This window comes from Azospirillum doebereinerae (assembly GCF_003989665.1).
Classification (GTDB): domain Bacteria; phylum Pseudomonadota; class Alphaproteobacteria; order Azospirillales; family Azospirillaceae; genus Azospirillum; species Azospirillum doebereinerae.
Window position 1 is genome coordinate 129,970 of sequence record NZ_RZIJ01000011.1, and the last position, 26,234, is coordinate 156,203.

At 71.2% G+C, this 26,234-nt stretch carries 16 protein-coding genes and 2 pseudogenes; 4 read left to right on the plus strand and 14 right to left on the minus strand.

The annotated features are described in order from the left end of the window. Window positions 1-2 precede the first annotated feature (2 nt). The 3 genes and pseudogenes from EJ913_RS33215 to EJ913_RS33225 form a co-directional block, all read right to left on the minus strand. Complete coding sequence (locus EJ913_RS33215) at window positions 3-4,067, minus strand: SDR family NAD(P)-dependent oxidoreductase (protein ID WP_425321115.1); 4,065 nt, start codon at window positions 4,065-4,067, stop codon at window positions 3-5. A 42-nt stretch (window positions 4,068-4,109) separates the two neighbouring features. Next, window positions 4,110-4,970 (minus strand): annotated as a pseudogene (locus EJ913_RS33220) (beta-ketoacyl synthase N-terminal-like domain-containing protein); the annotation flags it as partial. Beyond that, window positions 4,965-6,899, minus strand: a pseudogene (locus EJ913_RS33225) (non-ribosomal peptide synthetase); the annotation flags it as partial. The pseudogenes EJ913_RS33225 and EJ913_RS33220, both read right to left, overlap by 6 nt. A 399-nt stretch (window positions 6,900-7,298) precedes the next feature. Here EJ913_RS33225 and EJ913_RS15350 point away from each other — a divergent pair. Beyond that, window positions 7,299-7,922, plus strand: a complete 624-nt coding sequence (locus EJ913_RS15350) for a YcjF family protein (RefSeq protein ID WP_126999354.1) — start codon at window positions 7,299-7,301, stop codon at window positions 7,920-7,922. Window positions 7,923-8,007: 85 nt separating this feature from the next. On the opposite strand, the gene EJ913_RS15355 is transcribed toward EJ913_RS15350, so the two are convergent. The 6 genes from EJ913_RS15355 to EJ913_RS15380 form a co-directional block, all read right to left on the minus strand. Next, entirely contained in the window at window positions 8,008-9,648 is a 1,641-nt protein-coding gene (locus tag EJ913_RS15355; protein WP_126999356.1) for a cyclic peptide export ABC transporter, read from the minus strand. A gap of 19 nt (window positions 9,649-9,667) precedes the next feature. After that, window positions 9,668-9,859 (minus strand): hypothetical protein, encoded by a 192-nt coding sequence (locus EJ913_RS15360; protein WP_126999358.1) that lies wholly within the window; start codon window positions 9,857-9,859, stop codon window positions 9,668-9,670. 13 nt (window positions 9,860-9,872) lie between these two features. Further along, window positions 9,873-11,180: an ABC transporter substrate-binding protein gene (locus EJ913_RS15365; RefSeq protein WP_126999360.1), complete on the minus strand. Its 1,308-nt coding sequence runs from the start codon at window positions 11,178-11,180 to the stop codon at window positions 9,873-9,875. Beyond that, window positions 11,180-12,043 carry a prohibitin family protein gene (locus EJ913_RS15370; protein ID WP_185909792.1) on the minus strand — a complete coding sequence of 288 codons (864 nt, stop codon included), beginning with the start codon at window positions 12,041-12,043 and terminating at the stop codon, window positions 11,180-11,182. The genes EJ913_RS15365 and EJ913_RS15370 overlap by 1 nt, the downstream gene beginning before the upstream one ends. Window positions 12,044-12,390: 347 nt before the next feature. After that, complete coding sequence (locus tag EJ913_RS15375; RefSeq protein ID WP_211098963.1) at window positions 12,391-15,474, minus strand: response regulator; 3,084 nt, start codon at window positions 15,472-15,474, stop codon at window positions 12,391-12,393. Window positions 15,475-15,648: 174 nt separating this feature from the next. Next, a complete protein-coding gene (locus EJ913_RS15380) occupies window positions 15,649-16,569 on the minus strand; it encodes a LysR family transcriptional regulator (RefSeq protein WP_126999364.1) in 921 nt (306 codons plus the stop codon). A 124-nt stretch (window positions 16,570-16,693) separates the two neighbouring features. On the opposite strand from EJ913_RS15380, the gene aptA reads away from it, so the two are divergent. The 3 genes from aptA (at window position 16,694) to EJ913_RS15395 (ending at window position 19,753) form a co-directional block, all read left to right on the plus strand. Then, window positions 16,694-18,055 carry an omega-aminotransferase AptA gene (gene aptA / locus EJ913_RS15385; protein ID WP_126999366.1) on the plus strand — a complete coding sequence of 454 codons (1,362 nt, stop codon included), beginning with the start codon at window positions 16,694-16,696 and terminating at the stop codon, window positions 18,053-18,055. A 119-nt stretch (window positions 18,056-18,174) separates the two neighbouring features. After that, a complete protein-coding gene (locus EJ913_RS15390; RefSeq protein ID WP_126999368.1) occupies window positions 18,175-19,215 on the plus strand; it encodes a DUF808 domain-containing protein in 1,041 nt (346 codons plus the stop codon). A gap of 100 nt (window positions 19,216-19,315) precedes the next feature. Then, a complete protein-coding gene (locus EJ913_RS15395; protein WP_126999370.1) occupies window positions 19,316-19,753 on the plus strand; it encodes a hypothetical protein in 438 nt (145 codons plus the stop codon). Window positions 19,754-19,815: 62 nt separating this feature from the next. On the opposite strand, the gene EJ913_RS15400 is transcribed toward EJ913_RS15395, so the two are convergent. From EJ913_RS15400 to EJ913_RS15420, 5 genes are read right to left on the minus strand one after another with little or no spacing between them, the layout of a single operon-like run. Next, entirely contained in the window at window positions 19,816-20,769 is a 954-nt protein-coding gene (locus EJ913_RS15400; protein WP_126999372.1) for a phosphatidate cytidylyltransferase, read from the minus strand. Further along, window positions 20,766-21,419 carry a lysophospholipid acyltransferase family protein gene (locus EJ913_RS15405; protein WP_126999374.1) on the minus strand — a complete coding sequence of 218 codons (654 nt, stop codon included), beginning with the start codon at window positions 21,417-21,419 and terminating at the stop codon, window positions 20,766-20,768. Before EJ913_RS15405 ends, EJ913_RS15400 begins: the two co-directional genes overlap by 4 nt. Beyond that, a complete protein-coding gene (locus tag EJ913_RS15410; RefSeq protein WP_244939369.1) occupies window positions 21,416-22,093 on the minus strand; it encodes a CDP-alcohol phosphatidyltransferase family protein in 678 nt (225 codons plus the stop codon). Before EJ913_RS15410 ends, EJ913_RS15405 begins: the two co-directional genes overlap by 4 nt. Continuing rightward, on the minus strand, window positions 22,090-25,500 hold the full coding sequence (locus EJ913_RS15415; protein ID WP_126999376.1) for an acyl-[ACP]--phospholipid O-acyltransferase: 3,411 nt from the start codon (window positions 25,498-25,500) through the stop codon (window positions 22,090-22,092). The genes EJ913_RS15410 and EJ913_RS15415 overlap by 4 nt, the downstream gene beginning before the upstream one ends. Beyond that, window positions 25,497-26,084 carry a TetR/AcrR family transcriptional regulator gene (locus EJ913_RS15420; RefSeq protein ID WP_126999378.1) on the minus strand — a complete coding sequence of 196 codons (588 nt, stop codon included), beginning with the start codon at window positions 26,082-26,084 and terminating at the stop codon, window positions 25,497-25,499. The genes EJ913_RS15415 and EJ913_RS15420 overlap by 4 nt, the downstream gene beginning before the upstream one ends. Between the last annotated feature and the right edge of the window lie 150 nt (window positions 26,085-26,234).

Below are 26,234 nucleotides of genomic sequence, written 5' to 3' on the forward strand. Positions count from 1 at the left end.
GCTCAGCATGCGTCCAGCTCGCGGTTCACCAGGGCTTGCAACTCGTCCAGGCTCAACCCGTCGAGGTCGGCATCCGCGTCTGCTGCGGTGGCCGGGGCGGGGGCGGTCTCGCGGTCCAGATACAGGGCGAGATCCTCCACGGTCGGGTGCTCGAAGACCATGGTCACGGGGAAGCTGCGCCCCAGCGCCTCGTTGATGGCGCTGCGCACGCTGATCGAGGCCAGGGAATCCAGCCCCTGCTCCATCAGCGGCTGGCTCGGATCCACGGCGTCCAGCCCGGTGAAGCTCAACGCCTCGGTCACGGTGTCGAGGACGAGCGCGAACAGCAGGCGGCGCCGCTCCTCCGGCCCGGCCACGGCCAGCGCCGCCGCCAGACCGGCGGGCGCCGCGACCGGCGTGCCGGAAACCGCGAGCGCGGGCGCGGGGCTCAGGACTTCCCGGAACAGGTCGGCCCGCCCGGTCCCGCCGCCGCTCTGCCGGACGTAGCGGTCCCAATCGCAGGCGATGGCGCAGACATGGGGAAGCCCCGACGCCAGCGCCGATTCCAGCGCCCGGCGCCCCTGCGCGGCGGACAGCGGGGCGATGCCCAGCCGGGCAAAGCCGGCGGCGATCCGGTCGGCGGCGGCCATGCCGGCCTCCGCCCACGGTCCCCAACTGATCGACAGCGCCGTCCGCCCCCGCGCCCGCAGATCGGCGGCCAGCGCGTCGAGGAAGGCGTTGCCGGCGGCGTAGTTCGCCTGCCCCGGATGGCCCAGCACCGACGCCGCCGACGAGAACAGAACCAGCAGGTCCAGCCCGCGCCCGCCATCGGGCTGCGCCGCCGCCAGCCGGGCGAGCGTCAACGCCCCTTCCATCTTGGGCCGGGCCACCGCGTCGAGGCGCGCGGGCGTCAGGCCGGAGACGGCCCCGTCGTCCAGCACCCCGGCGGCGTGGACGATCCCGCGCAAGGGCGGCAGTCCGGGTTCCAGCCGTCGCCACGCCGCGTCGAAGGCGGCGCCGTCGGCGATGTCGGCCGCCAACGGGTGCAGGGTGACGCCGCGCCCGGCCAGACGCCCGGCGCGCTCCGCGTCGATGCCGCCGTTGCGGCTGACCGCCACGATGTGGCGCGCCCCGGAATCGGCCAGCCAGTCCAGCAGGATGCCGCCGAGCGCGCCCGACGCGCCGGCCACGAGGTAGGCGGCGTCCGGCGACAGGGAGACGGGTCGGGAGGCGGGCGGCGGCACCGGCCGCAGGACCGGACGGTAACGGGTGGCGCCACGCCACGCGGCCTCCGCCTGATCGGCGACGGACAGCTCGTCCAGCAGCCGGCCGGCGTCGGCCTCAAGGTCGGTCGCGGCGGGATCGAGGTCGATGGTCCGGCAGGGGATGGCCGGGTGTTCCAGACGCAGGGACTTGGCCAGCCCCCACAGCGGCGCCTGGAGCGGGTTGAGCGTTCGCTCGTCGCCCACGGGCTGCGCGCCGCGCGTGACCAGCCACAGCCCGCCCGGCGTGCCGGACTCGATCAGCGCCTGGGCCGTCAGCAGCGCGCTGGCCGGTCCCAGGTCGCGGGCGGCCTGCGGGGCGGTGGTTCCGGTGGCGTCGAGGCTCCAGAGATGGAGGATCCCCACCCCGGCGTCGCCGGCCGCCGCCTTGGCTTCGGCCAGCACCGCCCGGTGGGCGGCGGGATCGGCGGGGTCGAAGCTCTCCCCCGGACGCACGCGCCGGCAGGGTTTGCCGTGCGCCTCCAGCCGGCGGGTCAGGGCGTCGCCGACGCCGTTCTCGTCGGCGAAGACCACCCAGGCTCCCGGCGCGGGCGCCGTGGCGGTACCGGGAATCGCCTCCGCTTCCCAGGCGACGCGGTGGAGCGGGACGGGGCCGTCGGACAGGATCTGCTCGCGTCGGGCCAAGCGGCCGACGAAACCGCGCATTTCCAGCACCGGGGTGCCGTCCTCCTCGCACAGATGGATGTCGCCGGTGACGCCGCCGCCATCGGCCTGCCGGGCGAAGCGTCCCCAGGCCCACAGGCTGTCGCCGCGCGGCCGGCGGTGGAAGCGCAGGCTCTCGATGCCGGACGGAACGAAGCTGTCGGCCACCTCCAGATCGACGGCGGCGATCATCAGGCCGAAGCAGGAATCGATCAGCCCCGGATGCAGGCCGTAGGCCGCGTCTTCCGCCGCGTCCAGCCCGGCCGGACGGCGCAGCCGGCAGAACGCCTGACCCGGCCCGCGCGCCAGCTCGGTCATCCAGCGGTACTGCGGCCCCAGCGCGATGTGGCGCTCGTCCAGAAGCCGGTGGTGGCGGTCGAGATCCCGCGTCTCGGGACAGCCGGCGCGGCAATCGGCCAGCCGGGGCGGCGCATCCGGCGATCCCGCCGCCGGTCCCAGCGTGCCGGTGACGTGGCGGCGGTGGCTCTGCCCGGCGGGCAGGGAGATCAGGGTGAAATCGGCGTGGCCGCCCGTGTCCGAAGTCTTTGGCTGGATCGCCAACTGCACCCGCACGCCCTCGGCCGGAACCGTCAGCGCCTCGACGAAGGCCACGTCGCGGATATCCTCGCCGCCGCCGACGCCCAGCAGCATCGACAGGGTGCAGGCGCCCGACACCACGACCTGACCATGGATGCGGTGATCGGCGAGCAGCGGCATCCGCGCGCTGTCCAAATGCCCTTCGTAGAACACGTCCCGCGTCAGCGGCGAGGCGAAGCGGGTGTCGAGCAGCGGGTGGGGCCGCTCCTCCGCTTCCCGCAACACCGGCGCCACCGGCGCCTTGGGCGGCTCCAGCCAGAAACGGCGGCTTTCGAACGGGTAGGTCGGCAGGGGCATCCGGCGGCGCCGGTAAGGCTTGTCGAAGCCGAACCAGTCCACCGTCCCGCCCCGGCTGTGCAGCGTCCCGAGCTGGTCCAGCAGCGGGCGCCAGCCCTCCGCCGACATCTCCAGCACCACGGCGTCGCCGGGAAGGGGCGCGGCGTCGCCGGCCTCGCCGCCGATGACGCGGGCCAGCGCCACCTCCAGCGACTGCTCGCCGAGCGCCCAGCCGGCCATGGAACCGGTGGCGGCGTCGGCCTCCACCCCCCAGCTTCGCCACAGATCGGCCACGGCGGCTCCGAGGCTGGCGGCGACGGCCGGGGCGAAGGCGGGATCGTCGGGCCACGCGGTGGCGCCGTAGAGGCACTGCACCAGCGACACCGGCCATGTCCGGCCCAGGATCGCCGCGCAGCGCTCCAGCGTCGCGCGGAAGGGCGGGGAAGTGCGGAACAACTCATGACCCAGTCCAGGCCGGGCGTCGCCGCCGAACCGGAACGCCACTTTGACCGAGGACACGGCACGGACGCCCGCCGCCGCCTCCGTGTCCAACGCGGCGCGCAGGGTGTCGAGGCCGTCGAAGACGATGGCGTGGCGGTGCTCGAAGGGCTTGCGCCCGCTGTTGGCGGTGAAGCACAGATCCGCCGGGTCGAGTCCGGGGCGGTCGGTCACCACGCGCCGGTAGGCGAGCATCAGCGCCGCCAGGGCGGTCGGCGTCCGCGCCGACAGGGTCAGCAGGTGCAGCGGCCGGTCGTCGGGAGCGGGCGCGCGCGCGACCGCCGGGGCCTCCTCCAGGATCACATGCGCGTTGGTGCCGCCGATGCCCAGCGAGTTCACCCCGGCGCGGCGCGGCACCCCGGCCGGCGGCGTCCAGGGCAGCGTCGCGGTGTTGACGCGGAAGGGGCCTCCGTCGAGGTCGATGGCCGGGTTGGCCCGGTCGAAATGCAGGGTCGGCGGGATTTCCCGGTGGTGCAGCGCCAGCACCGTCTTGATGAAGCCGACGATGCCCGACGCGATCTGGAGATGCCCGACGTTGGTCTTGACCGAGCCCAGCGCGCAGAAACCCTGCGGGGCGCCGGGCGTGCGCAGCGCCGCCGCGAGGCTCGCCACCTCGATCGGGTCGCCCAGCGCCGTGCCGGTGCCGTGGGCCTCCAGGAAGGTGATGGTCTCCGGCGGGACGGCGGCGGCGGCCAGCGCGTCGCGCACCACCCGCGTCTCGCCCGCCCCGCTGGGGGCCATGAAGCCGACCTTGACCCCGCCGTCGTTGTTGACCGCGCTGCCCTTGATCACCGCGTAGACGTGGTCGCCGTCGGCCAGCGCCGCCTTCAAGGGCTTGAGCAGGACCGCGCCGACGCCGCTGCCGAAGATGGTGCCGCTGGCCCCGGCGTCGAAGGCGCGGCAATGGCCGTCGGCCGAGACCAGCATGCCGTCCTGCCACAGATGGCCGGCGGCCTGCGGGCTCTGCACCGCCGCCGCCCCGGCCAGCGCCATGGCGCAGTCGCCGGCCAGCAGGCTCTGCACCGCCGCGTGGATCACCACCAGACCGGTCGAACAGGCGGTCTGGATGTTCAGGCTCGGCCCCCGCAGGTCGAGTTTGTACGAGGTGCGGGTGGCGATGTAGTCCTTGTCGTTGCCGACCATCGCCTGGAATCCGCCCATGGAATCCAGGGTGAAGACGTCGATGCGGTCGCGCGGGTCCAGCTTGCCCCGGTTGGGGTGGACGTTGTTGGTGAAGTAGGTGTTCATGCTGGCGCCCGCGAAGGCGCCGATGCGGCCCTGGTACTGGAAGGGGTTGTAGCCGGCGTCCTCCAGCGCCTCCCAGGCGCAGTGCAGGAACAGCCGCTGCTGCGGGTCCATCAGCTCGGCCTCGCGGGCGCCGTAGCCGAAGAAGGCGGCGTCGAAGCCGGCGGCGTCCTTCAGCACCGGGCTGGCGCGCACGTAGTGCGGGTCGGAGACCATGGCGCGGTCGAAGCCGGCGGCCACCAGCTCGTCCACCGTGAAGCGGGCGATGGATTCGCGGCCGTGGCGCAGGTTGTCCCAGAACTCGGCCGGGCTGTCGGCGCCGGGGAAGCGGCAGGACAGGCCGATCACCGCGATCTCGGTCTCGCCGTCCAGCCGCCGCCGGGGGGAGTCCGCCACGGCGGCGGCGGCGTCCGGGGTGTTCTGGGACAGCGATTCAGCCAAGGTGCGCACGGTCGGGTGCTTGAACAGATCCACCAGCGCCAGGGCGGGGAAACGCTCCTTCAGCTTGCCGTGGACCTGGATCAGCAGCAGCGAATGCCCGCCCAGCTCGAAGAAATTCTCGTCCGGCCCGATGTCGGGCAGGTCCAGCGCCGCCTTCCAGACCTCGGCGACGATCCGTTCATGGTCGCCGCCGCCGGTCTTGCGGGGCGCCGGAGAGGCGGAGGGAAGGGCGGCGGAAACGGCCAGCAGGCGGTCGTGGAACTCGCCCCGCTCGAACCGGCGCTTCAGGTCGAGCCGCTGGATCTTGCCGATGGAGGTCTTGGGCACGCGGTCGGGGGGAAGCGCGACCAGATGGGCCGGGGCCAGGCCGGTCCGCCGGGTCAGGTGCGACCGGATGCGGCGCCCCAGCGCCTCCAGCCCGGCCGGGTCGTCGTCGGCGGCGGCGGCGGGGCTGAACACCACCACCAGCTCCTCGACCTCGCGCACCGGATCCCAGACCGAGAAGGCCGCGCTGAAGGACGGCGCGACCCCGTCGATCTCCTCGACCGCCGCCTCGATGTCGTGGGCGGCGACGTTCAGGCCGTTGACGATGACGATCTGCTTCTTGCGGCCGGTGATGTGCAGCGCGCCATCGGCGATGTAGGCGAGGTCGCCGGTGGCAAACCAGCCGCCGGGCTTCAGCGCCTCGGCGTTGGCCTCGGGGTTCCCGACGTAGCCTTGCGTCACCGAGGGGCCGCGCAGCTCCAGATGCCCGATCTCGCCCTCGGTCATCACCGCGCCGTCGTCGTCGGTGATGCGGATGGCGGCGCCCGGAATCGGCGGTCCCAACGAGATGTTCGCCGCTGTGCCCGTCGGGGCGCCGGCCAGCTCCGCCCGCGTCAGCCCCGGCGACCATGTGATGCCCGAGCAGGTCTCCGCCATGCCGAAGGCCGGGCGCAGGGCGCCGTCCGGCAGACCGTGGCGTTCCAGCAGCGCCAGCGCGGCGGCCGAGGTGCTGGCCGCCACCTGCTCCCCGGCGCTGACCAGGAAGGCGACGCAGGACAGGTCCAGGTTCATCGCGGCCAGCCGGTCGGCGCTGCGCCCGATCAGGGAGAAGGCGAAGTTGGGCGCCCACGACACGCTGGCCCGGTGGCGGTCGATCAGCGCCAGCCAGCGCAACGGATCGGTCAGGATGTGGGCGGTCGGGACGTGGACCTGCAGGCTTCCCAGCAGCGTCGGCATCACGCCCAGGAAGATGTTGGCGCCCGGATGGTCGAGCGGCATCCAGTTCAGGATCACGTCGGCCGCCGTGAAGCCGTTGGCCTGGATGGTGCCGGCGACCATCGCCAGGGCGTTGGCGTGGGTCAGCAGCGCCGCCTTGGGCAGTCCGGTGCTGCCGGAGGTCAGCGGCATCATCGCCGGATCCTCGGGCCCCAACGCCGGCAGCGCTTCCACAGGCGCGGCCTCGCGCAGCGACTCCGCCGCCAGCACCCGAAAGCCGTCCCAGCCGGCCGAGGCGGCGTGGGCCGCCAGGGCGCTGGTGGTGCCGCCGTCGGCCACCACGACGGGGCGGCCCAGCAGCGACCACAGGCCGTGCAGCCGGCGCAACGGCGGCGCGCCGTCCTCGATCACCGGCGGGGCCGCCATCGGCACCGCGACGATGCCGCCGAGGAAGCAGGCCCACAGCAGGGTCAGGGTGTCGGCGACGCCCCGGACCGGCAGGATCACCCGAGTCCCCCGAACCACGCCTGCCTCGTTCAGCCCACCCAGCGCGCGCCGGGAATCGGTCAACAGTTGTCTATAGGATAGGAATTTCTCGTTTCCGTCATCATCCAGGCAAACCAGACCGCCGCCGCCCTCCGCCGCCCGAAGAAGAACCTGGCCCAGATTGTCCAGCCCGCTGTGGATCAGCGGAGAACCGACGACCTCGGCGGGCGTCATGACTGGTGCCTGGCTCATTCTTCACCCGTATCTGATAAAAAATCGATGGCGAATTCGCGTCTTTGTCTTTCGGCAAGTCGGCGGCTTCAAGAGGTGGTGAACGAATTCAACGCGCTGTCACAGTAGAAGTCGGCAAGACCGGCAGGTCAGGCCCCCGCCATATGAGTTAAGCCAACCGGGTTCTGTCAAGCCGAGGTTGCGGCGGCCGACGTTCGATTTTCGAAATGATCGGCCCCGCCCCCGGACGGGCCTTGTGGACTGGTGCCCTTCGCGCCCGCCGCGCGGGAAAGGCTGGCGAAGCGGCTGGTTGCTGGTATTGTGCGGTTGAAGACGCCGGCACCCAATCGCCTTTGCGACACCGCGAGCCGCCCCGGCGCGTCTCCGCACATCCACAACGCCGATCCAAGGAGAGGCCCGATGGCCCAGAAGACCACCGACAGCGCATTCACGGCGACCGACACGCCGCCGGCTTCGACCACCCTGGTGGAAGAGAGCATCGCCATCACTCTGACCGCGAACAATCTGGTCAAGGATTACGTGATCGCGTCGGTGGCGCTCGGCGCCGTGCCGGTTCCGCTGCTCGACCTCGCGGGCGTCGCCGGCATCCAGCTGCGCATGATCCAGAAGCTGTCGCAACTCTACGGCAAGCCGTTCAGCCAGTCGCTCGGCCGTTCGGTGATCGCGTCGCTGGCCGGCAGCTTCGGCGGCTTCACCGCCGGTCTGGTCGCGGCCAGCGTCGTGAAGGCGGTTCCGGGCATCGGCTGGGCGCTGTCGATGGCGACGATGCCGGCCGTGGCGGGGGCCTCGACCTACGCGATCGGCAAGGTCTTCGTGAAGCATTACGAGGAGGGCGGCTCGCTGGGTGACCTCGACACCGCCAAGTTCAAGGCCTTCTACAAGGAGCAGTTCGAGAAGGGCAAGGTCATGGCCAAGCAGGCCGCGGACGAGGCCAAGGCCCGCGCCAGCGCCGTGAAGGACGCGGCGACCGGCGCCTCGCCGACCCCGACCCCGGCGCAGGACACGCCTTCGGCGGCGATCTGAGGGCGGCGGTTTCGCAAAATCCCCCTCTCCCCCCTGGGGAGAGGGGATCGTTCCCGGTTTTGAGGTCTATCCGCCTTTGCGGGGCCTACAGTGCCCCCTGCGGCCGCTCCACGGCGACGAACTCGCCGTAGTCGAGCTTCACCAGCTGCTGGCACTGCCCGAAATAGCGGTCGTCGTGGGTCACAGCGAGGATCGTCTTCCCCTCCGCCCGCAGCCCCGGCAGGATGGTGTCGTAGAATTTCGCGCGGAATTCCGGGTCCTGGTCCGCCGCCCATTCGTCGAAGACGTGGATCGGCTTGTCCTCCAGCAGGGAGGCGACCAGCGCCAGCCGCTTGCGCTGGCCGGTGGACAGGTCGAGGTTGGTGAAGCGCCCGTCGCGGTATTCGGTCTTCCCCGCCAGCCCCATCTCGGCGATCATCCCGTTGACCCGCGCCGGATCCAGGTCGGACAGGCCGTAGAGCCGGTCGAACAGGTGGAAATCGGCGAAGATGCAGCTGAACAGCTCGCGGTAGGACGGCAGGGCGGCCGGCGCCACCTCGATCCCGTCGATCAGGATGCGGCCGGATTGCGGCTGGTAGAGGCCGGTCAGCACCTTCAGCAGGGTCGACTTGCCGCAGCCGTTGCCGCCGACGATGAAGGTGGCCTCGCCGCGCACGACCTTGAGGTTCAGCGGGCCGATCTGGAAGCCGTGCTCGGCGCCCGGATAGCGGAAGACCACGCTGCGCAGCTCCAACGTCCTGAAACCGGCGAAGCGCTGCGGGTCCGGATCCGGCTGCCCGGCATCCTCGCGGTCGAGCGCGCGGTCCAGCGAGGCTTCCAGCGCGCGGATGCTGCTCAGCGCCACCTGGGCCTTCAGGTTGAAGTGGAAGGCGAACTGCACGGTCTCCAGCGGGGCGACCAGGAACAGCACCGCCGCCGTCAGCTTCATGATGGTCTGCGGCTGCGACCATTCCAGGCTGGGCAGCACGAAGACCAGCACCGCCAGGATCAGGTAGATCAGCGTCTGCGCCATCACCAGATGGTTGGTGTAGCGCTTGACCACGCGGACCATGATCGTCTCGGTCTCCACCGCGACGCCGCTCACCCGCTCGAACACGTCGTCGTTCTTGCGGTGGCTGATCTTCACCTCCTTGAAGCCGTCGACCAGATGGCCGAGCGAGTCGAAGAACTCGGTCTCCTTGGCGATCACGACCTCCAGGTCGCGCATGGTGGTGCGCTGGCGCTGCATGTAGCTCCAGCCGGCCGCCGCCAGGAAGGCCAGCGTCATCAGGAAGGCGTCGAAGGAGATGAACAGGATGTAGAGCAGCCCGGCCAGCACCACGATGGCCGATTGCAGGCCGTTGAAGATGACCGGCATGCTCTGGGAGATGGTGCTGGTGTCCTGGGTCAGCCGCGCGTAGATCTCGCCGTGCCCGGTGTGCTCGACGAACAGCAGCTCCGACCGGCGCAGCTTCTCCGCCATGGCGACACGGATGTCGCGGATCGCGCGCTCGGCGGCGACCGAGGCGTCGGACATGGACTTGCGCTTCGACACCACGAACAGGGCGAGCGCGGCGGCGAACATGACGACGACGCGCAGCTCCACCTTGCCGTTCGACGCCATCTCGGCGGCGGCGTTGACCACGCCCAGCATCAGGCCGCTGCTCAGGCCCGAGATCAGGACCAGGGCCAGGACCGCGCGTTGCGAGCTGCGGCTGCGTTCGATCAGGAAGCGGTAGAGATCCATGCGTCGGAACCGGCCCCCGTCAGTGCCGGTCGATCCGGCGCGGCCGGTCGTCGGAGGCCAGCAGCACGATCACCCCGACCAACGGGCTGAACAGGAAGGACACCAGGAAATTCCCGACGAAGCCGAAGCGCTTGTTGCGGCCCAGCAGGGCGACGACGACGCTCAGGAACAGCCAGATCAGCATCATGAGCGGGTGGATGAACGGGATCATCGGAGCGCCGCCTTCATCGGTTAAGTGTGGGGGTGGGTGGGGGCAGGGTCGAGGGGGTGGTCGGGCCGTCCGTGTCCGGCACCGACTCGAGCGGCGTCATCGACGGGTGGCTGTAGCCGGCGACGGTCTGGAAGGCGGTGCCGTCGTGGCGCAGGACGAACAGGGAATTGTCGGTCGCCTGTCCCGAAGCGTTGAAGACCAGCGATCCGGTGGCGCCGTGCAGCGGGTTGCCGTAGCGCATCACCCGGATGGCGTCGGCCAGCTTCCCGGCGTCGAGCGTTTTGGCCGAGGCCGCCGCGTGGGCCACCAGCAGCACCGCGTCGTGGCCCAGCGCCGCCGTGGGCGAGGGGCCCGTGTCGAAGCGGGCGCGGAAGGCGCGGGCGAAGGCCTGGGTTTCGGGGGCGCTGCCCTTGACGTCGAAGGGCGAGACGCCGAACACGTCCTTCATCGCCGCCCCGGCCTGGACCGAGATGGTGCTGGAGGTGATGGCGTCGGTGCCGAAGATCGGCGTCGTGATGCCGAGCTGGCGCGCGCGGAGGATGAAGGCCGCGTTCTCCACCGCGCCGCCGGCGGCCAGCAGGATGCCGTCCAGCGTGTCCAGCGCGAACAGCGGGTTGTCGAGCAGGAACAGCAGCAGTGAATCGACGCTGCGCTTCTCGATGTCCAGCATCCGCTGGTGCAGGATCTCGCCGCCTTCCATGGCGATGGCCTGCGCGAAGAAGCCGGCGGTCTCCTGCCCGTAGGAGGTCTCGCCGCTGAAGATCACGAAGCGCCGCATGCCGTGGCGGACGGCGTGGCGGGCCAGCAGCCGGGTGGCGTCGCGGTCGTTCGGCAGCATGGCGAAGACGCGGGGGAGCTGGGCGGCGGTCAGCAGCAGGCTGCTGGCGTGGGTCGCCAGGAACAGCTTGTTGGCGCGGTTGTAGACGCCGCTGGCCGCGATGGCGGTGGTCGAGGACGGGTGGCCGACCACAGCGACCACCCGGTCGTCGTCGGCGATCCGCGCCGCCGTCGCCAGCGTGTCGGAGACGACCCGCGCCAGCGTGGCCTCGTTGGTGAAGCGGGGCTCCTCGATGAAGCGCAGCTCGACCGGACGGCCCAGCAGGCCCCCGGCGGCGTTCACCGTTTCGGCCGCCAGCGTGATGCCTTCGAAATACAGGTCGCTCAGCGTGTTCAGCCGGCCGCGCCCGACGGCGACGATGACCGGGTTGCCGTCCGCCGTCCCCCGTTTCGCCAGCAGGGCGCCGCCCGCCGCCACGGCGGTCGCGGTCGCGGCGGCGGCGGACGCGGCCAGCACTTGGCGGCGTGACGGGCGGAAGCGCATCAGCGGTCGTTGCCGAGGAGGAGCGGCAGCCCGTCCTTGCCGGCCCCGACGATGATGGTCTTGGTGTTGGGCGAGGTGGCGAGGTCGCGCGTCGTCTGGATGCCCTGCCAGCGCAGCAGATCCGGGGTCAGCGTCTTGGTCAGGGTGGCCTGGTAGGCGGCGATGCCGGCGGCCTCGATCTCCTTGCGTTCGGCCTCCTTGCGTTCGATGCCCAGGCGGTGGACGTAGGCTTTTTCCTGCTCCTGGAGGACGAGCTTGCGTTCGACCTCCTCGCGCAGGCCCTGGGGCAGGTCGATCGACTTCACCAGCACGTCGTCGATGATGACGAAACGGCGCTCCGCCTCGGCGAGGCTGCTCATCATCACCGCCTCCAGGAAGCCGCGCTTGCTGGTGTAGACCTCCTCGGGGTCGTATTGGCCGACGTGGCGGCGCAGCACGGCCTCGGTCTCCGGGAAGACGACCTTGTCGAGGTAGTTGGGGCCGATCGCCACGTGCAGCTGCGGCAGGGTGCGCAGGTCGGGCTGGTAGCGGATGGCGACCCGCAGCGTCAGCGGCAGGCCGGCTCTGGTCAGCAGGGTGTATTCGCGCTCCTGGGTCTGCAGGCGGATGTCGTAGACCGTCATGCTGTCCCAGGGGAAGACCAGGTGGACGCCCTCGCCGTAGACCTTGGTGCGGTCGGTGCCGCTGAACCAGCGGAACAGCACGCCGGCCTCGCCGGAGCCGATGCCCACGACCATGCGCGGCCACAGCACCGCCGCGACGATAATCAGGCAGAGAAGAAAGATGAGGAGGGTGGGCGCCTTGCGGCGAAGCCAGCTCTCCGAAGCCTCGTCGTCCTTCGACGCTCCGGTCCCGCGTGTCACGCTCGCCTGCGCCATGTGGCTGCCGCTACCCCTTTTGGATCGTGCGGCATTATGGGGGCGGAGCGGCGGGTACGCCAGTGGAACGCGGGATGGGGTGGAAAATCGCCGGGAATGGCGGGTTCGATTGCCTCAGGCGATCATCGCGGCATTTCCCCGTATGCGGCGGGGGAAGGGCCGGTTGGGCGCGGGGGTGGAATCGCGCGTTATTAAGGTGTTGCCCCCTCCCTAACCCTCCCCCGCCGTTGGCGGGAGAGGGGACTGCCGCTGCCTCTCCGCAAAGGTCCAGGCCCCCTCTCCCGCGAAGCGGGGGAGGATCGGGGAGGGGGCAACCGGCGCTTTCGCTTCTCTCAGGACCGCACCGCCCGGATGGCGGCGACGAGGCCGTCGCCGTCGTAGGGCTTGCGCAGCAGGCGGGTCGCCCCCTGGCCGTCCAGTCCGGGGGCCTGGTCCTTGCCGGTCGCGAAGACGATGCCGATGCCCGGCCGCAGCTCGCGCAGCTTCGCCGCGAACGCGGCGCCGGACAGGCCGGGCAGGCCGAGGTCGGTGACCACCACGTCGACCCGCTCCGTCTGGAGCGCCTCCAGGGCCTCCTCCGCGCTCTCCGCCTCGATGACGCCGTGGCCGAACTCCTGGAGCATCTCCGAGGCGCCCATCCGGATCAGCGCGTCGTCCTCGACCAGCAGGACGGACAGCTTGGCCTCCTCCTCCGGCCGGTCTTGCGGAAGGGCGGGCGGGGGAGTCGTCCGGTTGCCGATGGTCCGATACCCCATGGTCTGGTTGCGTTGCGCCTGGTTCGTCAGCACATGGCGCAGCTTGCGGGCCAACGCCTCCCGGCTGTAGGGCTTGGAGAGCAGTTCCACCCCGGCGTCGAGCCGGCCGCCGTGGACGATGGCGTTCTCGGTGTAGCCCGAGGTGAACAGCACCGCGATGCCCGGCTGGCGCTCCCGCGCCTTGCGGGCCAGATCGGGGCTGCGCAGCGGGCCCGGCATCACCACGTCGGTGAACAGCAGGTCGATGGGGACGCCGCTCTCGATCACGGTCAGCGCGCCGGCCGCGTCCTTGGCGGTGAGCACGCGGTAGCCCAGTTCGCCCAGCATCTCGACCACGGTGGTGCGCACCCCCTCGTCGTCCTCGGCGACCAGCACCGTCTCGGTCCCGCCGGTGGCCGGGCCGGTCGCGAGCGGGGCCATCACGTCCTCGGTCTGGGCGACGCGCGGGAAATAGAGCTTCACCGTCGTGCCCTGGCCAAGCTCGCTGTAGAGCTTCACGTGGCCGCCCGACTGCTTGACGAAGCCGTAGACCATCGACAGCCCCAGCCCGGTGCCCTTGCCCTCGGGCTTGGTCGAGAAGAACGGCTCGAAGACCTGGGCCATGACCTCCGGCGTCATGCCGCTGCCGGTGTCGGTGACCGCCAGCATGACGTATTGGCCGGGAACCAGGTCGGCGTGGTTGCGGGCGTAGGAATCGTCGAGGAAGGCGTTGCCGACCTCGATGGTCAGCCGGCCGTCGCCGTCCATGGCGTCGCGGGCGTTGATGGCGAGGTTCAGCAGGGCGTTCTCGACCTGCACCGGATCGACCAGCGTGTTCCACAGGCCCCCGGACACGACGACCTCGACCTCGATGGCCTCGCCGATGCTCCGGCGCAGCATGTCGTCCATGCCGGTGACGAAGCGGCCGATGTTGACGACCTTGGGTTCCAGCGCCTGCCGCCGCCCGAAGGCCAGCAATTGGCTCGCCAGCTTGGCGCCGCGCCCGACCCCGGCCAGCGCGTTCGACACGCGGCGCTCGGCCCGCTCGTTGCCGGCCACGTCCCGCATCAGCAGTTGCAGGTTGCCCGAGACGACCTGGAGCAGGTTGTTGAAGTCGTGCGCCACCCCGCCGGTGAGCTGGCCGATGGACTCCATCTTCTGGGCCTGCTGGAGCGCGGCCTCGGTGCGCCGCAGCGTTTCCGCCGCCTCGCGCTCGGCGGTGACGTCGCGGCCGACGGCGTGGATGAAGCGGTCGTCGGGGACCGCCGTCCAGGACAGGACGCAATAGCCGCCGTCCTTGCGCTGGTAGCGGTTCTCGAACCGGAAGGTCGTCTCGCCGCTGCCCAGCTTGCCGACCTCCGCCAGGGTCGCCGCGCGGTCGTCGGGGTGGATCAGATCCATGAAGGAGCGGCCGACGAGATCCTGCTCCGTCCAGCCCAGCCCCGGCGTCCAGGCCGGGTTGATGGCGGTGATCGTCGCGTCGAAGGTGGCGACCAGCATGATGTCGGTCGACAGCCGCCACATGCGGTCGCGGTCGGCCGTGCGCTCGGCGACCTGCTGCTCCAGCGTGGCGTTGAGGATGCGCAGCGCGGCCTCGGCCTCGGCGCGGTAGCGGTTCTCCCGCTGCACGGACTGGAACAGCCGGGCGTTGTCGATGGCGACCGCCGCCTGGGCGGCGAGGCTCTGGAGGCTGACCTCGACCGCCGCGTCGAACCGGCCGGTTTCGGGATGGCCGAAGAACAGGCCGCCGATGACCTCGCCGTTGCGCGACGTGACCGGGACCGCCAGATAGCTGCGGACCGGGAGATGCCCCGCCGGCATGCCCGACCGGGGCGCGTTCCTCCCGTAGCGCGGATCGCGCGTGATGTCGTCGGAGCGCACCACCCCCTCGCCCGAGAAGGTCGGGGCGAAGACCGCCGTGTTGCGCGGCATCGGGAAATCGACGAAGGCTTTCCGGTCCACGCCCGAGAGGGTGTACAGCATGTAGCTGCCCTTCTCCTCGTCCTGGACGTTGTAGAAGAAGGCCCCGAATTGGGCGCCGCTGATCGCCACCCCGGCGTCGGTCACCAATTGGGTCAGGCGGTCGATGTCGAGTTCGGCGGCGAGCGCGGCGCCGGCCCGGTTGATGATGGCGAGCGTTTCCGTCTGCGCCTTCAAGGCGTCGACCGCCGCGCGGACCGCCCGCTCGGCCCGCACCTTGGCCGTGGTCTCGACCACGAAGGCGATGACGCCGATTGGGGTTCCGCCTTCCCCCAGCACCGGCGAATAGTCCAGGTTCATCCAGACCTGTTCCGGCGCGCCGTGGCGGTGGAGCGTCAGCTCCTGGTCCTGGTAGGCCAGCGTGCCCCCGGCCATGCACACCGTCATGACGTTGTCGTTGAAGTCGGCGACCTCGGGCCAGCCCTCGCGCACCTTGGAGCCGAGCAGCCGGGGGTGGCGCCCGCCGGCGAAGACGGAATAGGCGTCGTTGTAGATCATGACGCCGTCGTCGGCCCACAGCGTGACGATGGGCACCGGCGAGCGAAGGACGATGGCGATGGTGGTCTTCAGGCTCTGCGGCCAGCCGGCGATGGGGCCGAGCGCGGTGGAGGGCCAGTCGAACGCGGCGATCAGGGCACCCAGTTCGCCGCCGCCGGCCAGGAAGGACAGGTCCAGATCGGCGGTCCGTTGCTCTTGGGTCATGCGTCTTCGCTTGTTCCTGATGTCGGCGATGCGCGGCAAGATGTCGCAGTGTGTGCGGCCCGCTTCTGTAGCATGGACGCCACCGCCGCAGGCAACCTCCGTGCGCGAGGGCGGTTCCGAAACCCTGTCCTGATATGGGCGGCCGGAGTGTTCACGCACAGCCCCCGAACACGCTCATGGCCCCTCCGGCGGGCCGGCTGTCGCCTGTCCCAGAAGCTCCATGAAGCGTTCCAGCACCAGGTTCGGCTGCGCGCCCGTCTTGGTCACCGCGTGGAAGTCCAGGCTGTGGCGGTGGCTGTCGGGCAGCAGGGCGCGCATCGCCCCGCGCTCCACCCATTGCCGGGCGTAATGGACGGGCAGGAAGCCGACGTAGCAGCCGGTCAGCAGCAGGAAGGCCACCCCCTCGCGGTCGGTCGCCGTCGCCGTGGTGTTCAGCGCGTGGGGCAACGGCGCGCGGGTCGGGGCGACGGCGTCGGCGGCCTCGACCGCCGCGCGGGTCACCGCCTCGGCCGGAAGGTCGAACAGCGGATGGCCGCGCCCGCAATAGAGCAGCGACTCCTCCTCGTAGAGCGGCAGCCGGGCCAACCCCGGCAGGGCGCGGCGGGCCGGCACCACGCCGACGTGCAGCCGGCCGTCCAGCACGCCGCGCTCGATCTCGTTGGGCGGGATCATGCGGATGTTGACCCGCACGTCGGGCGCCTGGGTCTTCAGCCCGCGCAGCGCGTGGGTGACGTGCATCTGCGGCAGGGTCACGAGGTTGTCGGTGATGCCGATGTTCAACTCGCCGCGCAGCCGGCCGTGGGCGGTGTTGATCTCGCTGCGGAAGCTCTCCAGCCCGGCCAGCAGGCGCAGCGCCGCCTCGTAGGCCAGACGGCCCTCGTCGGTCAGCAGGAAGCCGGCCCGGCCCCGGCGGCACAGGCTCATGCCCAGCCGGCGCTCCAGATCGGCCATGTGCAGGCTGATGGCGGCGCGGCTGATGTTCAGTTCCACCTCCGCCGCCGAGAAGCCGCCGCACTCCACCACCGTCCGGAAGACGCGCAGCAGCCGGATGTCCACATCGGTCACGGCGGGCAGGGGGCGGGCTGGCTTGCTCATCGTGTCTGCCGGAATGGGTAAGCGGACGCTTGCGTGAAGATTGGATGGTTTGGGTTTAATCACATCCGTTGGTCCGGCACACTGCTTTTCGCGAAGCCCCACCCCACACGCAGGAGACCGGCGGATGGCCCCCTTGGACAACGACCACGCTTTCGGCGCCGGCAAGGCCGGCGGCCTGACGGCCGAGGAACTCGACGCCCATTGGATGCCCTTCACCGGCAACCGCGAGTTCAAGGCCAACCCGCGCGTCCTCGTGAAGGCCGATGGCTGCTGGTATTGGGACGCCCAGGGCCGCAAAATCTACGACAGCCTGTCGGGCCTGTGGTGCTGCGGCGCCGGCCACGGCCGCCGCGAGATTTCCGAGGCCGTCGCCCGCCAGATCGCCGAACTCGACTACAGCCCGGCCTTCCAGCACGGTCACCCCGCCGCCTTCAAGCTGGCGCACAAGCTGGCCTCGATGACCCCGGCCGGGCTGGACCACGTGTTCTTCGTGAATTCGGGCTCGGAGGCGACCGACACCGCGCTGAAGATGGCGCGCGCCTATTGGCGGCTGAAGGGCCAGCCGGCCAAGACCAAGCTGATCGGCCGCTCCAAGGGCTACCACGGGGTCAATTTCGGCGGCATCAGCCTGGGCGGCATCGGCGGCAACCGCAAGCTGTTCGGCACCGGGGTCGACGCCGACCATCTGCCGCACACCCTGCTGCCGCAGAACCTGTTCACCAAGGGCATGCCCGACGAGGGCGCCCATCTGGCCGACGCGCTGGAGGAGCTGGTCGCCCTGCACGACGCCTCCAACATCGCCGCCGTGATCGTCGAGCCGCTGGCCGGATCGGCCGGCGTGCTGCCGCCGCCCAAGGGCTACCTGCAACGCCTGCGCGAGCTGTGCACCAAGCACGGCATCCTGCTGATCTTCGACGAGGTCATCACCGGCTTCGGCCGCATGGGCGCGCCGTTCGGCGCCGACGCCTTCGGCGTGGTGCCCGACATCCTGAACGTCGCCAAGGGCCTGACCAACGGCGCGGTGCCGATGGGCGCCGTCGTCGCCAGCCGCGAGATTTACAAGACCTTCATGGACAACGGCGGGCCGGACTATCTGGTCGAGTTCCCGCACGGCTACACCTACTCCGCCCACCCGGTCGCCTGCGCCGCCGGGCTGGCCGCGCTCGACCTGTTCGAGCGGGAGGCGCTGCACGAGAAGGCGGCGGCGCTGGCCCCGCATTTCGAAACGGTGCTGCACGGGCTGAAGGGGCTGAAGCACGTCGCCGACATCCGCAACTACGGCCTGGCCGGCGCCGTGACCATCGCGGCGCTGCCGGGCGAACCGGCGCGGCGCCCCTACGAGATCGCCATGAAGTGCTGGGACGCCGGCTATTACGTGCGCTACGGCGGCGACACGCTGCAATTCGGCCCGCATTTCTACAGCGAGACCGCCGACCTCGACCGCCTGATGAACGTCGTCGCCGACGCCATCCAGACGACGGCCTGATCCGGGGCGGGCGGGCGGCGCCTTCCGGGCCGCCCGCTTCGCAGCATAAGAGGTTTTGGCGGTGGATGAACGCCGCGTTCTTTGGTTGAGTGGTGCCTGGACTGACAGGAGCCACTCGCGTGAGTACAGGATTGATAGCGCTGCTCGATGACGTGGTCGGCTTGGCGAAGGTCGCCGCCGCGTCGCTGGACGACGCCGCCGCGCAGGCCGGGCGGGCGGGGGTCAAGGCCGCAGGCGTGGTCGTCGACGACGCCGCCGTGGCGCCGCGCTACGTGGTCGGCTTCACCGCCGAACGGGAACTGCCCATCGTCGGCAAGATCGCGCTCGGCTCCCTGAAGAACAAGCTGATCATCCTGCTGCCGGCGGCGCTGGTCCTCAGCCTGCTGGCGCCCTGGGCGATCACGCCGCTGCTGATGATGGGCGGCGCCTTCCTGTGCTACGAGGGGGCGGAGAAGGTCCACGAATCGCTGTGGCCGCACGCGGAGCACGAGGGGGCCGGCGGGGACGCTCCGGCCAAGGGCCAGACCGCCAAGCAGTTCGAGGACGAGAAGGTGCGCGGTGCCATCGCCACCGACCTGATCCTGTCGGCGGAGATCATGGCGATCACCCTGTCGACGGCCGCTGACGAGACCTCCTCCTTCTGGACGCAGGCGGTGATCCTCGCGGTGGTCGGAGTCGGCATCACCGTCCTGGTCTACGGCGCCGTGGCGCTGATTGTGAAGGCGGACGACGTCGGCCTCTCGCTGGCGCAGAACGACCGTCCCGCCTCCAGCCTGCTGGGTCTGAGGCGCGGCGTCACCGGCGCCGCGAACGGCGCGGACCAAGCCTTGCGCCCGCTGACCAAGGGGATCGGCGGCGGCCTCGTCTACGGCATGCCGATCTTCCTCAAGGCGCTCGCCCTCGTCGGCACCGCCGCGATGCTGTGGGTGGGCGGCGGGATCATCATCCATGGGCTGGAAGGCTACGGGCTGCCGGAGATCGGTCACGCCATCCACGGTGTCGCGGCCTCGGTCGGCCACGCCCTGCCGATCGGCGGTTCCGTGGTGGAATGGCTCGTGGGCGCCGCTGGGTCGGGGGTGTTCGGGCTCGCCCTGGGGGCCGTGCTGATCCCGCTGGTTCACAAAATCGCGCTGCCGGTCGTGGCGAAGGTGAGGGGCTGATCTCACTCTCCGCCGCAGCCAAGATTCCGTGGATGAAAGCAACCGCATCCCGTGTTCACACCAAAGCCGGCCAACCGGTGGCTTGAGTGTGGAGGGTCACATGCGCTTGATGGTTGCATCGCTCGCGGTCGTCGTCTTCGTTTCCGGTGCGGCGCTCGCCGACACGCGGGACCTGCAAAACGTAATGGGTTTGTCGTCCGGCGCCTTGAGGGACGACGGCCGTGGCGGTTTCATCATTGAAGCCGGCAATGGGGCAACGACAGGCTACTTAAAAAACGATGGGCGTGGAGGCTATGTCATGGAAGCCGCCAACGGGGCGACCACGGGGTATCTGAAAGCCGATGGGCGTGGTGGATATGTCAAGGAAGCGGCCAATGGCGCAACCGAGGGCTATCTGAAAAACGACGGCAGGAACGGCTTCGTCTTGGAACGTTCGAACGGAGCGACGGAAGGCTACCTGAGAAGCGATGGCAGGGGAGGGTTCGTCCGAGAAGGGGCGAACGGGGCAACCATCGGCAGGATCAGCCCACCGCGCTGACCGTCTTGCCAGGGCGCCCCTCGATTGCCGCAGGGGCCGGTTCCGCCCCGGCCCCGCCAGCCTCAGGTGAACCAGTAGCGGGTGAGGTGGAAGAACAGCGGCGCCGAGAACACGACGGAATCCAACCGGTCCAGCACCCCGCCATGCCCCTCGATCAGCGTGCCCCAGTCCTTGACGCCGAGGTCGCGCTTCATCGCCGACAGGACGAAGCCGCCGAAGAAGCCGGCCGTCACGATGACCAGCGACATCCCCGCCGCCTGGAGCGGCGTGAAGGGCGTGATGACGTGCAGCCCGGTGCCGATGGCGACGGCGGTCAGCCCGCCGCCCAGCAGCCCCTCCACCGTCTTCGACGGGCTGATGCCGGGCGACAGCCGGGTCTTGCCCCACAGCTTGCCGAAGACGTACTGGAACACGTCGCTCAACTGCGCCACCGTCATCAGGTACAGCAACAGCAGCGCCCCCGGCAGCTCGTAGCCCGGAATGTCGAGCCACAGCAGGGCCGGCGCGTGGCTGGCGCAGTAGACCGCCAGCATCAGCCCCCATTGCGCCTTGGCGGTGCGGGTGAGGAAGTCGGTGGTGTCGGCGCCCAGCACCGACAGCGAGGGCAGCGCCATGAACACGTAGACCGGGATGAAGATCGAGAACAGCCCGTACCAGCCGATCCCGATCAGCCAGTATTGCACCGGCACGACCACGAAGAAGGACAGGAACAGCCCCGGATGGTCGCCGCGCCGGGTCGGCGTCAGGGTGAGGAACTCGCGCAGCGCCAGATAGGACAGCAGGGCGAACAGCACCAGGGTCACCGTGCCGCCCAGCAGCATGGCCGCCGCGAACAACGCCACCATCACCCACCACGACCGGATGCGGGCGTTCAGGTTGCGCACCGTGTCGTGCCCGGCCGGCGTCGTCACCCGCTGCGCCAGCACGGCGCCGATCAGGGTGGCGACGGTCAGCAGCGCCAGGGCCGCGCCCGCCAGCCAGAGGAACAACGGTTGCAGCAGCGGTTCGGCGGTCATCGGGCGGTCTCTTGGCTGGGGGTTCGGGGTTGGGATTGCGAGGAATGCGACAGGGAGACCAGCGCGTCGCGCGCCCGCTCCAGGAAGGCGGCCTTGTCCTCGCCGTCGCCGGGCGGTGCCACGGGCGCGCCGAAGCGCATGGTGCAGATCAGCGGGACCGGCAGCGGCATGCCCTTGGGCATCACGCGGTTCAGGTTCTCGATGAAGACGGGCACCAGCTCGGCCCCCGGCACCCGGCGGGCGAGGTGGTAGAGCCCGCTCTTGAACGGCTGCACGGCGCCGTCGCCGCGCGTGCCCTCGGGGAAGAGGATCAGCGACTGGCCGCCGTCCAGCACCGCCGCCATGGCGTCCATCACCTCGGCCGTCGCCTTGCCGGTGCGGTCGACCAGCAGCGCGTTCAGGCAGCCCACCGCCACGCTCCGCCGCAGGGCGGACCCGCCCCAATAGTCGAGCGCGGCCACCGGGTGTGTCCGCGCCCGCAGCTCGCGCGGCAGCGCCGCCATCATCACCAGCGTGTCGAGGTGGCTGCTGTGGTTGGCGAAGTAGATGCGGGGCACGTCGGCGGGCGCGCAGCCCTCCCAGCTCGCGCGGGCGCCGACCAGCAGGCGGGTGAGGCCCAGCAGGGCCGGACGGAGAAGGGGGATCATCATGACCGGGCCTCCAGCCCCTGATTCTTCAAGTGACGGGCGATGCCGCTGGTGCGCGTCGCGGCGGTGAGCAGGCTTCCCGCGACGATGATCCAGCCGGCGGCGAGCAGGCTGTACCGCGTCCCCCACAGGACATGCTCGACCGCCTGGGCCAGCAGGGCGACGGTGAGGGCGGCCATGCGGCGCTGCTTGGCCATCACCCCGCCGAAATCCTGCGTCAGCCCCAGCGCGCCGCCGAAGACCCGGACATAGGCGGTCAGCATCGCCGCCAGCGCCGCCGCCCAGCCGAGCCAGGGGAGGCCCACGGCGTAGCCCAGCGGCACCAGGAAGGCGGTGTCGGCGAAGCGGTCGGGGATCTCGTTGTAGAGCGCGCCGACCGGCGACCCCTTGCCGCCCTCCACCGCGACCATGCCGTCGAGCAGGTTGCACAGCAGGCGAAGCTGGACGCAGAGCGCGGCGCCGATCCAGGCGGCGATCCCGCCGTGCAGCAGCAGCGCGCCGCCGATCACGGCCCAGACCGCCGACAGCACGGAGATTTGGTTGGGCGTCACCGGCGTCGTGGTCAGCCACGCCGCCAGCCTCTGCGCCCAGCGGGCCTGGCGGGTGGCGATGGGGCGGCGGTCGGCGGCGGGGGCGGCGGCGCTCGCGGCGTGGTCCATCATGGGATCTCCCATCATGCGGTCTCCTTGAGGGCGTCGGCGGCGAAGCGCGCGACGGCCGGATAGTCGGTCTTGCCGGTGCCCAGCAACGGGATGGAGTCGAGGCGCAGCACGTCGCGCGGGATGGCGATCTCGGGCGCGCCCTTGCCGCGGGCGGCGGTGGCCAGCGCGTCGCGGGACAGCGCGGGGGCGGTCGTCACCAGAACGATGCGCTCGCCGCGCTTGGCGTCGGGCAGGGCGACGGCGGCGTGGGTGGCGTCGGGCTCGGCGAGGCTGGCGATCTCCTCGACCACGCCCAGCGCGATCATCTCGCCGGCCACCTTGGCGAAGCGCTTGACCCGGCCGACGATGCGGATGAAGCCTTCGGCGTCGATGGTCACGATGTCGCCGGTGTCGTGCCACCCGCCGTCCGGCGGCTGGATCACGCTGGGACGGTCGGCGTGCAGGTAGCCCTTCATCACGTTCGGCCCGCGCACCCGCAGCCGCCCGCCGGTCTCCACGCCGGGCACCGGCGTCAGCTCGGTCTCGATGCCGGGCAGGGCCTGGCCGACGCTGCCGGGGCGGAAGCGGGCCGGGGTGTTGACGGCGATCACCGGGGAGGTCTCGGTGGTGCCGTAGCCCTCCAGCAGGTGGACGCGCAGGCGCTCGGTGTAGATCCGCCGCGTCTCGTCCTGGAGCCGCTCGGCCCCGGCGAAGACCAGCCGCAGCGAGCGGTAGTCGTAGGGGTCGGCCGTCCGCGCCCAGGCGTTCAGGAAGAAGTCGGTGCCGAACAGCACGGTGGCGTTGGTCTGGTAGACCAGCTCCGGGATCAGCCGGACGTGGCGCGGGTTGGGGTAGAGCACCGTCTTCACGCCGTTGAGGATCGGCAGCAGCATGCCCCCGGTCAGCCCGAAGGAGTGGAAGACGGGCAGGCAGTTGAACACCACGTCCTGCCGGGTGAAATCGACCACCGAGGCGATCTGCGTCAGGTTGGAGAGCAGGTTGCCGTGGCTGAGCGCCACGCCCTTGGGCGGCCCCTCCGACCCGGAGGTGAAGAGGATGGCGGCGACGTCGTCGTGGCCGCCCTGCTCCGGCAGCAGCCGGTCGGGCATGACCAGCGCCGCCAGGGCGCGCAGCTTGTCGCCGAGGCCGAGACCGCGCTTCACGTCCTCCAGATAGACGATGGCGTGGTCGGCGGCGAGCGCCTCGACCAGCGCGCCCAGCCGCCCCTTCTCGATGAACTGGGCCGAGGTGACGACGCGGCGCACCCCGGCGGCGCGGCAGGCGGCCTTCACCGATTCCGGGCCGGCGGTGAAGTTAAGCATGGCGGCCGGGCGGCCATGGGCGGCGAGGCCGAAGAACACCGCCGCCGTCGGCGAGGCCGTGGGCAGCAGCACGCCGACCGCCTCGCCCGGTTCCGTCCCCCGCGCCAGGATGCGGCCGAGCACCAGGGCGCGGGCCGCCAGCGCCCGGTAGGACACGGTCGAGAAGTCGCCGTCCTGCACCGCCGCCTCCCGCGCGCCGGTCTTGCGGCGGGCGTCGAGCAGGGCCAGCATCAGCGTGTCGGGCTGGCTGCGGGCGGCGCAGACGGTCTCCGTCATCACCCGCGACAGCCAGGATTTCAGCGCGGCGCGGCGCTTCTTGCCCATCAGCCCGCTGACGTCCGGGGTCAGGACCGGCGGCCGCACGGTGATGGTGATGCGCGGGAACAGGCCCAGCCGCAGCCGTCCCTTCATCCGCGACAGGACCGAGCGCTGGGCGCCCTCGATGCAGACCGGCACCACCGGGCAGCGCGCCTTGTCGGCCAGCATGCCGGGGCCGCCGTTGATCTTCATCAGCGAGCCGGTGACGGTGATCCGCCCCTCCGGGAAGACGCAGACCTTGTCGCCGTCGGCCAGCGCGCGGGCCAGCACGCGGGTGCCCAGCGGGTTGGTCGGGTCGATGGTGACGTGGTCGGCCATCGCCAGGAACGGCTTGACCAGGGCCAGCTTGGCGATGTGGGTGTCGACCGCGAAGCGCATGCCCGGCAGGAAGGCGGCCAGCAGCGCGCCGTCCAGGAAGGACTGGTGGTTCGGCGTCACCACGGCGGCGCCCTCCAGCCCGGTCAGATGCTCCGCCCCGCGCACCTCGACGCGGAAGGCCAGTCGGAAGACGGCGCGGAACAGGGTGCGCAGCAGGCTCCGCCCATCGACGGCCAGCGCCATGACGACGGCCACCAGCATGCTCGCCCCGCCCCAGGCGGCGACGGCCAGCGGCGACAGGCCGAGCGCCAGCATCCCCGCCGCGACCGCCGAGCCCGCCACCATGTACAGCGCGTTGACCACGTTGGCGGCGGCGATGACGCGGGCGCGGGCCGAGGCGGCCGCCCGGTGCTGGATCAGCGCGTAGAGCGGCACGGCGAAGGCGCCGCCCGCCGCCGCGATCACGAACAGGTCGGCCAGCAGCGGCAGCGCCCAGGGCTGGGCGAGCAGCGCCAGCGGCGACAGCGGCTCGGCCGGGGGGATGGCCGGGGTCAGCAGGGGCAGGGCGGCGCCGGCCAATGCTGCGACCAGCCCGGCCAGCGCCGCCTTGCCGGCGTCGGCGGTGGACGGCGTGCGGTGGCTCATCCCCGCCAGCACCGAGCCGGCGGCGACGCCGATGGCGAAGACCGCGAGCAGCAGCGTGGCGCCGTTGCTGTCGGCGCCCAGCGTCTCGCGGGCGATGGAGGGGAACTGCGCCATCACCACCGCGCCGACGCCCCAGAACACCGAGATGCCGTGGATCGCGCGCATCGACGCCTTGTCCCCGGCGACGGAGCGCAGCACCCGCGCCGTCACCGACACCGGGTTCAGCCCGACGCGCACCGCCGGGTCGGCGTTGCCGGCGCGCGGGATGAACAGCGACGCGCCCAAGCCCAGCACCGCCGAGGCGCCGAGCAGCCCCGGCACCGCCCAGGGATGGACCAGCGCCAGCGAGCCGCCGGCGATGGTGCCGAGCAGGATGGCGACGAAGGTCCCGGCCTCCACCAGCCCGTTGCCGGCGGTCAGTTCGGACGGGGCCAGCAGGTCGGGCAGCAGGCCGTATTTGACCGGCCCGAACATCGTGGAATGCGCGCCCATGCCGACCAGCGCGACGATCAGGACGGGCAGGTCGGCGGCGACGATGCCCCAGGAGGCGATGCCCATCAGCCCGATCTCCGCCAGCTTGACGGCGCGGGCGACCAGCGTGCGGTCGTAGCGGTCGGCGAGCTGCCCGGCGGTGGCCGAGAGCAGCAGGAAGGGCAGGGTGAAGGCGCCGGCCGCGAGCGTCGAGATCATCGCCCCGTTCAGCGGCCCCCCGGCGGCGATGCCGTAGACCGCGATCACCGCGATGGCGCCGCGCAGCACGTTGTCGCCGAAGGCGCCGAGGAACTGGGTGAGGAACAGCGGCAGGAAGCGCCGTGAGGCGAGCAGGGCGGGGGCGCTCATGGTTTGGCTCCGGGAACGGCGATGCCGGTGAGGATCGCGTCGGCGATGGGGCCGGCGAGCGTGGAGAGCGGGGCCGTCTGGCGGCCGTAGACGTGGGATTGGACGTTGAGGACGATGGCGCCGATGACGATGTGGGCCAGCGCGTCCTTGTCGGCCCGGACGACGCTGCCCTCGGCGATGCCCTCGGCGACGATGCGGCAGATCACGTCCACCGGGGTTTCCTGCCCCTGCGGCACCAGCGGCAGCGAATCGTGCTGCGACAGCAGCAGGAAGCGGGCGCGGTCGGGGGCGGATTCGGCGAGGTGGAAGGCGTGGTGAATGACCCGCCGCAGCCGCTCGGGCGCCGGGCCGCTTCCGGCCGCGTCGCGCAGGGTCTGCGACATGGCGGTGTATTCCGCCGCGAACAGCTCGGCCGCCAAGTCCTCCTTGCTCGGCCAGTGGCGGTAGAGCGCGCCCTCCGACACCCCGGCGGAGCGGGCGATGTCCTTGACCGTCGTCGCCCGCACCCCTTTCTGGGCGAACAGCGCGATGGCGGCGTCGCGGACCTTGTGGCGGACATCGGGAGGGCGGGCATCGGCGGACACGGCGCACCTTTACGTGAGTGAATGTTCACTCACACGATGACGAGGCCATTCCCGGAACGCAACGGGATTCGTGGGGCTACCTCTTTTGTTGAGGGGGGTGGAGATGCGGCGGCGTTTGCCCCCTCCCCATCCCTCCCCCGCTTGTCAGCG